At 71.2% G+C, this 14,206-nt stretch carries 11 protein-coding genes; 4 read left to right on the plus strand and 7 right to left on the minus strand.

All coding sequences use genetic code 11. The features are described from left to right. Position 1: 1 nt before the first annotated feature. The 6 genes from AB0B29_RS22315 to AB0B29_RS22340 form a co-directional block, all read right to left on the minus strand. Positions 2–931 carry a branched-chain amino acid ABC transporter permease gene (locus AB0B29_RS22315; RefSeq protein ID WP_362242420.1) on the minus strand — a complete coding sequence of 310 codons (930 nt, stop codon included), beginning with the start codon at positions 929–931 and terminating at the stop codon, positions 2–4. Between the two features lie 139 nt (positions 932–1,070). Continuing rightward, on the minus strand, positions 1,071–2,300 hold the full coding sequence (locus AB0B29_RS22320; RefSeq protein WP_362243074.1) for a branched-chain amino acid ABC transporter substrate-binding protein: 1,230 nt from the start codon (positions 2,298–2,300) through the stop codon (positions 1,071–1,073). A 559-nt stretch (positions 2,301–2,859) separates the two neighbouring features. Continuing rightward, positions 2,860–3,531, minus strand: a complete 672-nt coding sequence (locus AB0B29_RS22325; protein ID WP_362242423.1) for a trypsin-like serine protease — start codon at positions 3,529–3,531, stop codon at positions 2,860–2,862. Further along, entirely contained in the window at positions 3,528–3,731 is a 204-nt protein-coding gene (locus tag AB0B29_RS22330) for a hypothetical protein (protein ID WP_362242426.1), read from the minus strand. Before AB0B29_RS22330 ends, AB0B29_RS22325 begins: the two co-directional genes overlap by 4 nt. Before the next feature lie 154 nt (positions 3,732–3,885). Further along, complete coding sequence (locus tag AB0B29_RS22335; protein WP_362242429.1) at positions 3,886–4,374, minus strand: PaaI family thioesterase; 489 nt, start codon at positions 4,372–4,374, stop codon at positions 3,886–3,888. A 56-nt stretch (positions 4,375–4,430) separates the two neighbouring features. Continuing rightward, positions 4,431–6,710 carry an FdhF/YdeP family oxidoreductase gene (locus AB0B29_RS22340; protein ID WP_362242432.1) on the minus strand — a complete coding sequence of 760 codons (2,280 nt, stop codon included), beginning with the start codon at positions 6,708–6,710 and terminating at the stop codon, positions 4,431–4,433. Between the two features lie 359 nt (positions 6,711–7,069). Between AB0B29_RS22340 and polA the strand changes: the two genes are divergently transcribed. After that, the gene (gene polA, locus AB0B29_RS22345) at positions 7,070–9,796 is read left to right on the plus strand and encodes a DNA polymerase I (RefSeq protein ID WP_362242435.1); all 2,727 of its coding nucleotides are present in this window, start codon (positions 7,070–7,072) and stop codon (positions 9,794–9,796) included. Between the two features lie 655 nt (positions 9,797–10,451). After that, positions 10,452–10,982 carry a hypothetical protein gene (locus AB0B29_RS22350; protein ID WP_362242437.1) on the plus strand — a complete coding sequence of 177 codons (531 nt, stop codon included), beginning with the start codon at positions 10,452–10,454 and terminating at the stop codon, positions 10,980–10,982. Here AB0B29_RS22350 and AB0B29_RS22355 read toward each other — a convergent pair. Beyond that, the gene (locus tag AB0B29_RS22355; protein ID WP_362242440.1) at positions 10,951–11,808 is read right to left on the minus strand and encodes a DUF4184 family protein; all 858 of its coding nucleotides are present in this window, start codon (positions 11,806–11,808) and stop codon (positions 10,951–10,953) included. The two genes, AB0B29_RS22350 and AB0B29_RS22355, sit on opposite strands and share 32 nt — an antisense overlap. A 340-nt stretch (positions 11,809–12,148) precedes the next feature. Here AB0B29_RS22355 and AB0B29_RS22360 point away from each other — a divergent pair, with 340 nt between their 5' ends. Both AB0B29_RS22360 and AB0B29_RS22365 read left to right on the plus strand, forming a co-directional pair. Beyond that, the gene (locus AB0B29_RS22360; RefSeq protein ID WP_362242443.1) at positions 12,149–13,900 is read left to right on the plus strand and encodes a lytic transglycosylase domain-containing protein; all 1,752 of its coding nucleotides are present in this window, start codon (positions 12,149–12,151) and stop codon (positions 13,898–13,900) included. Between the two features lie 148 nt (positions 13,901–14,048). After that, positions 14,049–14,183 (plus strand): SPW_0924 family protein, encoded by a 135-nt coding sequence (locus tag AB0B29_RS22365; protein WP_107426737.1) that lies wholly within the window; start codon positions 14,049–14,051, stop codon positions 14,181–14,183. Positions 14,184–14,206: the final 23 nt, after the last annotated feature.

Raw genomic sequence — 14,206 nt, forward strand, 5'->3', positions numbered from 1 at the left:
ATCACGCCCTGTCCGCGACGCGCTCGCCGAGCAGGCCCTGTGGCCTGAAGAGGAGCACGAGGATGAGGAGGCAGAAGGCCCACACGTTGGCCCAGCTCTGGCCGCCGAGCTGCTGCATGCCGGGGATCTCGTCGATGTAGGCGGAGGCGAGGGTTTCGGCGATGCCGAGGACGACGCCGCCGAGCATGGCGCCGTAGATGTTGCCGATGCCGCCGAGGACGGCCGCGGTGAAGGCCTTGAGGCCCATCAGGAAGCCCATGCGGTAGTCGACGTTGCCGTACTTCAGTCCGTAGGCGACGGCGGCGACGGCGGCGAAGAAGCCGCCGATGGCGAAGGCGATCACGATGATGCGGTTGGTGTCGATGCCCATGAGCTGCGCGGTGTCGGGGTCCTGCGCGGTGGCCTGCATGGCGCGGCCGGTGCGGCTGCGGCGCACGAAGAGGGCGAGGGCCGCCATGCAGAGGACGGCGGCGAGGATGAGGAAGATGTCGGCGTCCTTGATGGTGACGGAGCCGATGTCGTGGGTGGCGTCGAGGCCGGGGAAGGCGCGGGCGCGGTCGGCGCCGGGGTAGAAGTTGCGCACGACCTCCTGGAGGGCCAGGGAGAGGCCGATGGCCGTGATGAGGGGTGCCAGGCGTGGGGCTCCGCGCAGGGGGCGGTAGGCGAACCGTTCCGCTCCGACGGCGATGAGGATGGCCACGAGGGCGCCGCCGATGAGCATCATCGGTACGGCGATGGCCATCGAGGTGCCGTCGGGGAGGATGTAGAAGTAGACCGTGAGGGCGCCGAAGGCGCCGGTCATGAAGATCTCGCCGTGCGCGAAGTTGATGAGCTGGACGATGCCGTACACCATCGTGTAGCCGATGGCGATCAGCCCGTACATCGAGCCGAGAAGCAGCCCGTTGGCCAGCTGCTGCGGCAGGGTGTTCACCGCATGGCCTCCATGTCGCTGGTGGTCGTGTGCACTGGATGTGTGCGTGGTCGTGTGCTGTGTGGGGGTGTGGAAACGGGCCGCGCGGTCGGGGTCCTCCTTCCGCGCGGCCCGTGGTGCGGCGTTGTGGCGGGCCGGGTTACTTCAGGTCGGCGGTGCCGGTCTCCACGTCCTTCCAGGCACCCTTCTCGACCTGGTAGACCGTCAGCTGCTTGTTGGTGGTGTCGCCGTACTGGTCGAAGGAGATCTTGCCGGTGAGGCCTTCGAAGTCGGACTTCTGGACACCGTCGACGACCTTGGAGCGCAGGTCGTTGATGTCGGTGGGCACCTTGCCGCCGTTGGCGTCGGCCGCGGCCTTGACGGCCTTGATGATGGCGGTGGTGGCGTCGTAGGCGTAGGCGCCGTACGCGCCGTAGTCGCCCTTGTAACCCTTGTCCTTGTACGTCTGGATGAACGTCTTGGCCGCGGGCAGGGTGTCGGCGGGGACACCGATGGCGGTGGCGAGGTCGCCCTCGGAGGACTTGCCGGCGGCCTCGATGTAGGTCGAGGCGAACATGCCGTCGCCGCCGAACAGCGGGATCTTGACGCCGGCGTCCTTGAGCTGCTTGGTGATCAGCGAGGACTCGTCGTACTGGCCGCCGTAGTAGAGCAGGTCGGCACCGGAGTTCTTGATCTTCGTGACGAGGGAACCGAAGTCCTTGTCACCGGTGTTGACGTGGTCGGTGCCGACGACCTTGCCGCCGAGCTTCTTGTACTGCTCGTTGAAGATCTTCGCGAGACCGGCGCCGTAGGTCTGCTTGTCGTCGACGACGAAGGCCTTCTTCTTCTTGAGGCCGTTGTACGCGTAGCCGGCGGCGAAGCTGCCCTGCAGCTCGTCCGTGGTGGCGGTACGGAAGTAGGTCTTGAAGGGACGCTTCTTGTCCGTCTGCCAGTTCTTGCCCTGGGTCAGCTCGGGCGCCGTGTTCGCCGGGGAGATCTGGACCATGTTGGCCGAGGCGAACACCTGCTGCATCGTCTGCGCGACGCCGGAGTTCAGCGGGCCGACGGCGCCGACGGCGGTCTTGTCGCCGACGATGCTGGTGGCGTTGGACTGGCCGGTGGCGGGCTGCGCCTTGTCGTCCAGGGCCGTGAGCTTGAACTTCACGCCCGGAACCCAGTTGTTCTTGTTGGCGTCGTCGACGGCGATCTGGGCGCCGTACTGGATGCCGAGACCGGTGGTGGAGTTCTCGCCGGAGAGGGGGGCGTCGACGCCGATGGTCAGCGTGGTGCCGCTCCCGTTGTCTCCGCCCTTGTCACCGCTGTCGTCTCGGGAACCGCAGGCGGTGAGAGTCAGAGCTCCGGTCGTGAGAACGGAGGTAAGAATCACCAAGGAACGCTGTCGCACAATCAGTCCTTTCACAGGCAGGCCCCGCCCTGGTCGGGGGGTGAGTGCCGCGCTGGTACCGAACTCCCGATGGAGCGGTGACTGGCCGTGACTCTAAGCCCGGGGTAAGGGCAGGGTCAGCGGCGCGGGCTCGCTTGTGACTTTCTTGTTATGACGGGGTGGATGTCCGGTCTCCGTGGCGGGCCCTCTCGACGGGTTTGGTGGATTTTCGCCGAGGTCCGCATTCTGAGAACCCGCACTTCCGGTTGGCCATGGCTGAGATCGTGCGGTTGCCGGAATGGATACGCGACCAGCAAGATCGGAAAGGTTCCGGGCGCGGGCCCGGCCGAAGGCGAAAGCGCGGCGTTGTATTGCGCGCGCGTTACGGAGCGTCACGGCAGGAATTGCGTGGTCTATACACGAGAAACTCCCGCGCTATCGGAATCGGTGATATTCCACGGGATGCGGCGGGTCGCTCACCGGGCCGGGACCGCGCGCGTGAGGCGGCGCGGGCGGTGCCGTGCGGCCTGTGGCGTCCGATGTCGCCGCAGGCCGGTGGCGCGGGCTACGGCAGCTTCACGAACGGCGAGAGGAAGGCGCGGGCGCCGGGGGTGTCCAGGCGGTACGTCACGTTGGTCGCGTAGCAGGGGGTGTCGCCGGTGATGGTGGTGGCCGCGAGGATCCTCTTGCCGCCGATCACGGCGAAGTTGGGTCCGCCCGAATCGCCGTAGCAGGCGCCGCCGTTGCCCTGGGGTGCTGTCATCGCGAGCCGGGCCCAGGAGTCGTTGAGGGCGTTGAAGGTGACGGGTGCCTTCATCCGGACGCCGCCGCCGGGGTGGGTCTGGCCGCCGGGGCCGTTGACGGCCTCCTGGGTGCCGTAGCCGGCGACGAGCCAGTCGGTGTCGTTCAGGCCCTGCGGGCCGAGTCGGCCGAGCTGGTTCGCGGTGGGCAAGGTCGCCGGGGTGAAGCTCCAGCGGGCCTTGACCTGGGCGGTCGGCAGCTGGAGCACCGCGATGTCGTGGGTGTCGGAAGCGGGTCCCGGGTACGCGGGGTGGGTGTGGGCGGTGCCCGGGACGGCGACGGAGGCGGCCTGCGCGGCCGGGTCGCCCGGGTACTTCCTCGCCGCCGCGTCGAGGCCCGACTGCACGTCCTGGTCGAGGGAGACGTAGAACCGCACGTTGTCGGGCCAGTCCGAGGTGCAGTGCGCGGCGGTCAGGAAGGTGTCCGCGTCGATCATGGTGCCGGAGCAGACCAGTCGACGCGGTCGGGGGTCGCTGGGTCGCCGTCGTCGTCCCAGGTGGCCACGAGTGCGCCCACCTCGGTGCGTTCGGGGGCGGGGGTGGCGTTGTAGGAGTTGATGGCGGAGGACGGCAGCGCGGTGGCGAGCACGGTGGCACAGGCCGCGGCGGTGACGGCGAAGGCGCGTACGGAGGTCAAGAGAAACCCTTCTGCGGGTGGGACGGGTCTTCTCCTGTGGGGGTGGGCGCCAGTGAAATGCCAGGAGGGCGGCCGCGACAAGAGCGCGCCCGCCCCTCCAGGGTTTTCCCTACGTCGGACGGCACGTCGGTGAGAACGGCGTCCGGCCCGGCGGTCAGTTCGCGGCGCGGATGAGTTCCTCGTCGCCCGGCTTGACGTCCCGCAGGAGGCAGGTCAGCCGGGCCGTGCACACCCTTTTGTCGTTTTCATCCGTGATGACGATTTCATACGTGGCGGTCGACCGGCCCCGGTGCACGGGTGTGGCCACGCCCGTGACCAGTCCGGAGCGCACCCCGCGGTGGTGAGTGCAGTTGAGGTCGACACCCACGGCGATCTTGGAGCTCCCGCCGTGCAGCATCGAACCGATCGACCCCAGGGTCTCGGCCAGCACCGCGGAGGCCCCGCCGTGCAGCAGCCCGTAGGGCTGGGTGTTGCCCTCCACCGGCATGGTCCCGACGACCCGGTCCGCAGACGCGTCGGAGATCTGTACGCCCATCCGGTTCCCGAGGTGGCCCGCGGAGAACAGGGCCTGGAGGTCCACGCCGAGCGCGGCGTACTCGTCGATGACCTCTTGCGGGAAATTCACATGCTGCTGCTCACCCATCGGGCCCGGCTCCGTTCGTCCTCGTCACTCGGCTGCCTGTATCACTGAGCGAACGCTCAGTCGGTTGCCGATTGTTCCAGACGCACCACGACGGACTTGCTGGCCGGGGTGTTGCTGGTGTCCGCCGTGGCGTCCAGCGGCACCAGGACGTTGGTCTCCGGGTAGTACGCGGCCGCGCAGCCCCGGGCCGTCGGGTAGTGCACGACGCGGAAACCGGGCGCCCGGCGCTCCACGCCGTCCTTCCACTCGCCGACCAGGTCGACGTACGACCCGTCCGCCAGCTTCAGGGTCCGTGCGTCCTCGGGGTGGACCAGCACCACCCGGCGGCCGTTCCTGATGCCCCGGTAACGGTCGTCGAGGCCGTAGATCGTGGTGTTGTACTGGTCGTGCGAGCGCAGCGTCTGCAGCAGCAGGCGGCCCTCGGGCAGCCGCGGGTACTCCACGGGGGCGGTGGTGAAGTTGGCCTTGCCGGTGGCCGTGGGGAAGCGGCGCTCGTCGCGCGGGGCGTGGGGGAGCGCGAAGCCCCCGGGGCGGGCCACGCGCGCGTTGAAGTCCTCGAAGCCCGGGATCACGCGCGCGATGCGGTCCCGGATCGTCGCGTAGTCCTTCTCGAACTCCTCCCACGGGGTGCGGCTGTTGGCGCCGAGCACGCGGCGGGCCAGCCGGCTGACGATGGCCGGCTCCGACAGCAGATGCCGGCTCGCGGGCTCCAGTCGCCCCCGGGAGGCGTGCACCATGCCCATCGAGTCCTCGACCGTCACGAACTGCTCGCCGCCGCCCTGCAGATCGCGCTCGGTGCGGCCGAGCGTCGGCAGGATCAGGGCACGCGCGCCCGTGACCACGTGCGAGCGGTTCAGCTTCGTCGACACGTGCACGGTGAGCCGGGCCCGTCGCATGGCCGCCTCGGTGACGTCCGTGTCGGGGGACGCCGAGACGAAGTTGCCGCCCATGGCGAAGAAGACCTTCGCCTCGCCGTCGCGCAGGGCGCGGATGGCGCGCACGACGTCGTAGCCGTGCTCGCGCGGGGGCGCGAAGCCGAACTCCTTCTCCAGGGCGTCCAGGAACGCCGGGGCGGGCCGCTCGAAGATGCCCATCGTGCGGTCGCCCTGCACGTTCGAATGGCCGCGTACCGGGCACACGCCCGCACCCGGGCGGCCGATGTTGCCGCGCAGCAGCAGGAAGTTGACGACCTCCCGGATCGTGGGGACGGAGTGCTTGTGCTGGGTGAGGCCCATCGCCCAGCACACGATGGTGCGCTGCGAGGCGAGAACCATCCCCAGGGCCTTCTCGATCTCTCCCCGGGTCAGGCCGGTCGCCGTGAGCGTCTCGTCCCAGTCGGCGGCGCGGGCGGCATCGGCGAACTCCTCGTAGCCGTGCGTGTGCTCCCGCACGAACGCCTCGTCGACCGCGCCGTCCGTCTCGAGGATCAGCTTGTTCAGCAGCCGGAACAGCGCCTGGTCGCCGCCGATGCGGATCTGCAGGAACAGATCCGTGAGCGCGGCGCCCTTGAGCATGCCCTGGGGGGTCTGCGGGTTCTTGAAGCGCTCCAGGCCCGCCTCGGGCAGCGGGTTGACGCTGATGATCTTCGCGCCGCCCGCTTTGGCCTTCTCCAGCGCGGACAGCATGCGCGGGTGGTTCGTCCCCGGGTTCTGCCCGGCCACGATGATCAGGTCGGCCTTGTGGAGGTCCTCCAGCAGGACACTGCCCTTGCCGATGCCGATCGTCTCCGCCAGGGCCGAACCGGACGACTCGTGGCACATGTTCGAGCAGTCGGGCAGGTTGTTCGTGCCGAACTCGCGGGCGAACAGCTGGTAGAGGAACGCCGCCTCGTTGCTGGTGCGGCCGGAGGTGTAGAAGACGGCCTCGTCCGGGGAGGCGAGCGCGTCGATCTCCTCGCCGATGATGTCGAAGGCGCGCTCCCAGGTGACCGGCTCGTAGTGCGAGCCCCCCTCGGGCAGGTACATGGGATGGGTGAGCCGGCCCTGCTGTCCCAGCCAGTAGCCGCTGCGGCCGGCCAGGTCGGCGACCGGGTGCGCGGCGAAGAACTCGGGGGTGACCCGGCGCAGGGTGGCCTCCTCGGCCACGGCCTTCGCGCCGTTCTCGCAGAACTCGGCCTTGTGCCGGTGCTCCGGCTCGGGCCAGGCGCAGCCGGGGCAGTCGAAGCCGTCCTTCTGGTTCACGCTCAGCAGCGTCAGCGCGGTGCGCTTCACACCCATCTGCCGCTGGGCGATCCGCAGCGTGTGCCCGATCGCCGGGAGCCCGGCGGCCGCGTGCTTGGGCCCGGCGACCTGCGGCGCGTCCTGAACCGGGTCACTCTTGGGCGGCTTCGACGCCATCGCACACTCCCCTTCGACTGCGCTGTGAGGTAAGCCTCCGAATCCTCGCACGCGGTGGTGACAGCGGTTGCGGGCGGGCAGGGCGGGCGCCGGCGGCACGGGGCGGACGGGCGGAGTGGGGCGGTGGCGGCACGCGGTGGACGGGCCGGGTGGGGCGTCGATGGCATGGGGCGGACGGGCCGGGTGGGGCGTCGATGGCATGGGGCGGACGGGCTGGGTGGGGCGCCGCTTGCACGGGGCGGTCGGGCCGGGTGGGGCGTCGATGGCGCGGGGCGGGCACTGTCCCCGCCCGGTACGGCCGGGCACGGCACCCGTGGGGCCGGGGCGGAGTGTCAGTGGGGCGTGGCAGGATCGGGGGCGTGGCAGAGACAGCATCGAAGACGACCGACCAGACCTCCGGCGGCAGCCGGCCGCGACTGATGCTCATGGACGGGCACTCGCTGGCCTACCGCGCGTTCTTCGCGCTGCCCGCGGAGAACTTCACCACCGCGACGGGCCAGCCGACGAACGCGATCTACGGCTTCGCGTCGATGCTGGCCAACACGCTGCGCGACGAGGCGCCCACGCACTTCGCCGTCGCCTTCGACGTCTCCCGCAAGACCTGGCGGTCCCAGGAGTTCACGGGGTACAAGGCGAACCGCTCCAAGACCCCCGACGAGTTCAAGGGCCAGGTCGATCTGATCTGCGAGCTGCTGGACGCGATGGGAGCGGCCCGCTTCGCCGTGGACGGCTTCGAGGCGGACGACGTCATCGCCACGCTGGCCACGCAGGCCGAGGCCGAGGGCTTCGAGGTGCTGATCGTCACCGGCGACCGGGACTCCTTCCAGCTGGTCAGCGAGCACACCACCGTGCTGTACCCGACCAAGGGCGTCTCCGAGCTGACCCGCTTCACCCCGGAGAAGGTGTTCGAGAAGTACGGGCTGACGCCCGCGCAGTACCCCGACTTCGCGGCCCTGCGCGGCGACCCCTCCGACAACCTCCCCGGCATCCCCGGCGTCGGCGAGAAGACCGCCGCGAAGTGGATCAACCAGTTCGGTTCCTTCGCGGAGCTCGTCGAGCGCGTCGAGGAGGTCAAGGGCAAGGCCGGCCAGAACCTCCGAGACCACCTGGAGTCCGTCAAGCTCAACCGCAGGCTCACCGAGCTGGAGCGCCGGGTGGAGCTGCCCAAGGGCGTCACCGAGCTGGAGCGCGCGGCCTACGACCGCAAGGCCGTCGCGATGGTCCTGGACACCCTGGAGATCCGCAACCCGTCGCTGCGCGAGCGGCTCTTCGCCGTCGACCCCGGCGCCGAGGAGGCCGAGACCACCCCGATCAGCGCCGAGGGCGTGGAGCTGGACGGCACGGTGCTGGGCACCGGCGAGCTGCCCGCCTGGCTCACCGAGCACGGCACCCAGCCCCTCGGTGTCGCCACGGTCGACACCTGGGCCCTCGGCACCGGCTCCGTCGCCGAGGTCGCCCTCGCCGCGCCCGCAGGCCCCGCCGCCTGGTTCGACCCCTCCCAGCTGGACGAGGCCGACGAGCAGGCCTTCGCGGCCTGGCTCGCCGACGCCGGGCGGCCCAAGGTCTTCCACAACGCCAAGGGCGCCATGCGTGTCTTCGCCGAGCACGGCTGGAGCGTCGAGGGCGTCACCATGGACACGGCCCTGGCCGCGTACCTGGTCAAGCCGGGCCGCCGCTCCTTCGACCTGGACGCGCTGTCCCTGGAGTACCTGCACCGCGAGCTGACCCCGGCCGCCGCGGCAGACGGCCAGCTGGCCTTCGGCGCGGACGACGCCGCCGAGGCCGAGGCCCTGATGATCCAGGCCCGTGCCGTCCTCGACCTGGGCCAGGCCTTCGAGGGCCGTCTGGAGGAGGTCGGCGCCGCCGACCTGCTGCGCGACATGGAGCTGCCCACGTCCGCACTGCTCGCCCGCATGGAGCGGCACGGCATCGCCGCCGACCGGCCTCACCTGGAGGCCATGGAGCAGATGTTCGCCGGTGCCGTCCAGCAGGCGGTCAAGGAGGCCCACGCGGCGGCCGGGCACGAGTTCAACCTGGGCTCGCCCAAGCAGCTCCAGGAAGTCCTGTTCGGCGAGCTGGCCCTGCCCAAGACCAAGCGGACCAAGACCGGCTACACCACGGACGCCGACGCCCTCGCCTGGCTCGCCACACAGACGGACAACGAGCTCCCGGTGATCATGCTCCGCCACCGCGAGCAGGCAAAGCTCCGCGTCACCGTCGAGGGCCTGATCAAGACGATCGCCGCGGACGGCCGCATCCACACCACGTTCAACCAGACCGTCGCCGCGACCGGCCGTCTGTCCTCGACCGACCCGAACCTGCAGAACATCCCGGTCCGTACCGACGAGGGTCGGGCCATCCGCCGCGGCTTCGTCGTCGGCGAGGGCTTCGAGTCGCTGATGACGGCCGACTACAGCCAGATCGAGCTGCGCGTGATGGCCCACCTCTCCGAGGACGAGGGCCTGATTGAGGCGTTCACCTCCGGCGAGGACCTGCACACCACGGCCGCCTCCCAGGTCTTCGCGGTGGAGCCGACCGCGGTGGACGCCGAGATGCGCCGCAAGATCAAGGCCATGTCGTACGGCCTGGCGTACGGCCTCTCCGCCTTCGGCCTCTCCCAGCAGCTGAACATCGAGGCGGCCGAGGCCCGTGCCCTGATGGACGCGTACTTCGAGCGGTTCGGCGGCGTACGGGACTATCTGCGCCGGGCGGTCGACGAGGCCCGGGCGACCGGATACACGGCGACGCTCTTCGGACGCCGCCGTTACCTCCCCGACCTCAACAGCGACAACCGCCAGCGCCGCGAGGCCGCCGAGCGGATGGCCCTCAACGCGCCCATCCAGGGCACGGCGGCCGACATCGTCAAGATCGCCATGCTCAAGGTCGACGCCGCCCTGAAGGACGCCGGCCTCGCCTCCCGCATGCTTCTCCAGGTCCACGACGAAATCGTGCTGGAGATCGCCCCCGGGGAGCGGGCCGCCGCCGAGGAACTGGTCCGCAGGGAGATGGCGAACGCCGTCGACCTCCGCGTGCCCCTGGGCGTCTCGGTGGGCTCGGGTGCGGACTGGGAGTCGGCAGCACACTAGGCGCTGCGCGGCTCGGCCGGGGAGGCGCGAGGGCCCGGGATCTGAGGGGGCGGGCTGGGTGGCCGGACCGGTACGCCCGCATCCCTCGGCCAGGGCCGAGGATCCGAGGGAGCTGGGCGGCCGGACCGCCGCCGCCCGCAGGGTGTCCCTCGGCCAGGGCCGACAGGATCCGAGGGGGCGGGGCCGGGTGGGCGACCGGCACCCGCCCGCCGGTTCTTCCTCGACCAGGGCCCGGGGTCCTGCTTCGGCAGGGGCTGGCGGGCCGTCTGGGGGCGGGGCCTTCCCGCCTTTGCGTCTTGGGTCGGGCTTCGCGGGGCTGCGTCTTGGGCAGGGCTTTCCGGGGTGGTCCCCTCATGGGGCGGGGCTTCCCGGGGTCCCCTCATGGGGCGGGGTTTCCCGGGGTCCCCTCATGGGGCGGGGTTTCCCGGGTTTCCGTCCTGGACGGGTGCCGGGTGTTCGGCCACCCACCTGCCCGGCCCATCTGCCGAGCCCTCCCACGGAAACCGTCACTCGCGTGGCCGCCGAGAAGGCGCCCCCGCCCCCGCCGGTCGCAAGGATGCGGGGCATGGGTATACGAACGTTCCTTAGTCGCACGGGTCCAGGCGGGGCACCGCAGCCGGTCCCGGCGTTCGAGGCCGCCGCGAGTACGGTTCGCGTGCCCGCCACCTTCGGCACGGCCCTGCGCCGCGCGACGGCGGACCTCCGTCGGCGTCTGGCCACCGACGGGCGACGGTCCGCCACTTCCGCCACCTCTGCCGCCTCCACCGACGTGGCTGCGGCCACGGCTCTCCCGGGGACAGGCGGCCCTACCGCCGCTCCAGCCCTGGCCGCTACCGACGCTCCAGCCCTCGCCGGTACCGACGCTCTGGCCGTTCTGACCGCCCTGACCGGTCTCGTCGGCAGTGACGCCGTGGCTGCTCTGACCGGTCTTGTCGGTGCCGACACCACGACGGCCGGTAGCGGTCCGCTCCCCGTCACCGGCCCCGTACCCGTCGAGGTACGGCTCCCCGGCACCCCCGGCGCGCAGGGCAAGCCCTCCCGTCCCTGGGCCCGGCTGGCCCGCGGCTGTCTGACCCTGGTCCGCACGCTGCTCCCGGCCCCCCGCCCCGCGCACACCACCATCACCGTCTACATCACGACGACCGACGGCGTCGTCAGCGAGCGGCCGGGCGGCTCGGCTCCGTAGCCGCGGCAGGCGCGGGATCGACCGGGACCGCGACCGGACGCCGCACGCGAACCCCCACGGCGTAGAGCAGCAGCGCCGGGACGAGTCCCGCGCCCGCGCCGAAGCACACCGTCGGAATGATCTCCCACGGCTTCGCGGCCGAGCCCCAGTACGCCCACCACCGCGACGCCCGCTGCACCGCCCCCACCGCGGCGAAGCCGCAGATCAGGGCGGCGGCCGCCCACCGGTCCCGCACCGCCAGCACAGGGACCCCCACCGGCTCGCCCACGGACGCCCGCCGCAGCGCGTGCGCCACGAACACGGCGATCACGACCGCGGCCACCGCCGAACCGCCGTACTGCAGGTACCAGTACAGCGGTGAGCCCGCCACCTCCCGGCCCAGCACCGGGAACAGCCGCATTCCCCACCGGTCGAGATGCGTGAACGCGTCCCACACCACATGGGTCGCCGCGCCGAGCACCGCGGACCCGTACCACCGCGCCACCAGCGACAGCCGTACCCGCGCGCGGGGCGCCCCGCACCGCAGCAGGGCCGCCACCCGCCCCTGCCGGGCCCCCGGCAGCAACGCGACGAGCGGCTCACGCATCAGCAGCCACAACCCCACCAGCGCCCAGGCGATGAGCACATCGACCGTGAACACACCCGGGAACCCGTGCGTGACGTCACCGAACTCCATCGCCCCGGAAAAGACACTCGCCGCGTAGTAGGTCATGTCGGGCGCGAAGGAACCCGCGACGAGCACGGCCGGCACCAGCGGGCCCCGGCCGGTGCCGTCGGTGCGGACGGCGGGCAGTACGGCTGCCGCATGGCTCAGGGTGAACGGCAACTCGGCTCCTCGCGACGGTCGTTGCACCGAGGCCGGGGTCTCGGCGGTGAGTGGCCCAGTATGCGGGATGCCGCCCTGCACCCGACGTCACCAGCGCCCATGACCAACTGGTGAAAAACGGTCACGAACGGGTGCCCGCGCAAAAGAAGTTGTCGTAGGGTCGCCAGAGTCGTCGCGCGGGGAGCGCGTCGAATGTGCGACGGCGGTTGAGAGCAGAGCACGCACGAGAACAGAGTTGTGGCTGTCGGAGGGCAACCCCTCGGGCGGTTGGATCGTCACAACAGGGCGAACACTGCAGACGTAGACGGACGCTCGGGCGTCCACGGGAGGGGTTCACTCTATGGCGGCGCAATTCGGCAGGAGGCTGCGCAAGGGGGCGGCGACGACCGCTGTGGCCGCGGTGGCGGTCGCGGCCCTGTCCGCCTCCCAGGCTCCGGGTGTGAACGACCACGGCAGACAGACCGCCGCCGACGCCATGCCCTCCCCCGAAGCGAGTGAATCCCACGGCAGCGCCACCGGCAACTCGCCGTACTACACCGACCTGCCGCCGCTGAAGAGCCCGAACCCGTCACCGACCACGGGCCCCGGCCCCGGCGGCACGGGCACGACGGAAGCCGGCATCCCCGCGACCGTCCTCGACGCCTACAAGAAGGCGGAGGCCGCGCTGCGCGAGGCCAAGCCCGGCTGCAACCTGCCCTGGCAACTCCTCGCGGCCATCGGCCGGGTGGAGTCGGGGCAGGCACGCGGCGGCCGCGTCGACGCCGACGGCACCACCATCAAGAAGATCCTGGGCCCGGAGCTCGACGGCAACGGCTTCGCCCTCATCAAGGACACCGACGACGGCGCGTACGACGGCAACAGCAACTACGACCAGGCCGTCGGCCCCATGCAGTTCATCCCCTCCACCTGGGCCTGGGCCGGTCGCGACGGCAACGCCGACGGCAAGAAGGACCCCAACAACGTCTACGACGCCGCGCTCGCCGCCGCCCACTACCTGTGCCGCAACAACTGGGACCTGTCCCAGCAGGGCGACCTCGACCGGGCGATCCTCAGCTACAACAACTCGCGGGACTACCTCAACCTGGTCATGAGGTGGCTGGAGTACTACCGCAAGGGCACCCACGAGGTCCCGGACGGCACGGGCACGCTGCCCGACAACCGCAGCGACGACGGCGCCGGCGCGAGCCCGACGCCCACCACACCGGGAGTCACCGCACCGGGCACCACCGCTCCCGGCAGCCCGGCACCCAAGCCCCCGACCTCCGACAGGCCCCAGAAGCCGGGCGACGGCGGTACGACGACCCCGAAGCCGCCCACCACGCCGCCCGGCGACACCCCGTCGCCGCCGCCCACGGCACCCCCCACGCCCACCGACACGGTGGACCACCTGGAGGACGCCGGCACCGGAAAGCTCGCCGCCATGGCCGGCGACGCGTTCGACCGGCGGATCAGTACCCGCGCCGAGACCGAGGCGGGCAAGGCCGTCGCCAAGGTCAGGGTGCGCTTCACCATCGTGGGTGACACGGACACGACCTTCACCGGCGGCGAGAGCGTGGCCACCGTCGCCACCAACAGCTCCGGCGTGGCCGTGGCGCCCGCCCTCGAGGCGGGGGAGAAGACCGGCGCCGTCACCGTCCGCGCCACCGTGGTGGGGCGTGCCCTCCCGGGCCTCGACTACAAGGCCACCGTGACCGAGCGCGCGGCCGACGCCCTCGTCCGCACCGGTGACGCCGCGCTGACCTGCGCCCCCGGCGGCGAGTTCGACCAGGTCACGGTGAAGGCCACCTACAAGGGCGCCGTCGCCGACGGCGTCGCGGCCACCGCCACACTGGTCAAGTCGGCGGACGACCCGACCGCCGACGACAAGGGCCCCTACTTCAAGGACGCCGACGGCAAGGCCCTCCGCACCCTCACGGGTCTGAAGACGGACGCGAAGGGCCTGCTGAAGCTGCCCAGGCTGTATGCCGACGACACGACCGGCACGTTCCTGCTCCGCATCACCACGGCGGGCGGGGCGACACTCACGGTCGAACTGACCGTGGCCGCGGCCGAGACGTCCTCGCCGAGCCCCTCGGCCGAGCCGAGCGCGTAGCTCTCAGGTACGACAGACGACGCCCCTCTTACAAGGAGGGGCGTCGTTGTGTGTGCAACGTGTTCTCATCTCCGTCGCGCGTTGCTACGGTGCCGAAGAACCTGACGGAGCATCAGTTCCGCCCGTCGCGACCCGTGGGGAGGTTCACATGCGCGCTCTCATCGCCGCCGCCACCGGTCTGGCCCTCGCGTTCGCCGTGGTCCTGACGCTGACCGCCCTCGGCTCCCCGTCAGGCGGGACGTCCCCGAAACCGCTGCTGACGACCGTGCCCGCACACCCCTGACCGCCCGCCCGGGAGGGAGGCCG

Origin of the sequence: Streptomyces tibetensis (assembly GCF_040647715.1) — a bacterium.
GTDB classification, from domain to species: Bacteria; Actinomycetota; Actinomycetes; order Streptomycetales; family Streptomycetaceae; genus Streptomyces; species Streptomyces tibetensis_A.

What these genes read in the sequence shown, in the direction of transcription:
- AB0B29_RS22325 (WP_362242423.1), bottom strand. Translation starts at nt 3,531, where the DNA reads ATGATCGACGCGGACACCTTCCTGACCGCCGCGCACTGCACCTCGGAC.
- AB0B29_RS22335 (WP_362242429.1), bottom strand. Translation starts at nt 4,374, where the DNA reads ATGGGTGAGCAGCAGCATGTGAATTTCCCGCAAGAGGTCATCGACGAG.
- AB0B29_RS22340 (WP_362242432.1), bottom strand. Translation starts at nt 6,710, where the DNA reads ATGGCGTCGAAGCCGCCCAAGAGTGACCCGGTTCAGGACGCGCCGCAG.
- AB0B29_RS22360 (WP_362242443.1), top strand. Translation starts at nt 12,149, where the DNA reads ATGGCGGCGCAATTCGGCAGGAGGCTGCGCAAGGGGGCGGCGACGACC.
- AB0B29_RS22365 (WP_107426737.1), top strand. Translation starts at nt 14,049, where the DNA reads ATGCGCGCTCTCATCGCCGCCGCCACCGGTCTGGCCCTCGCGTTCGCC.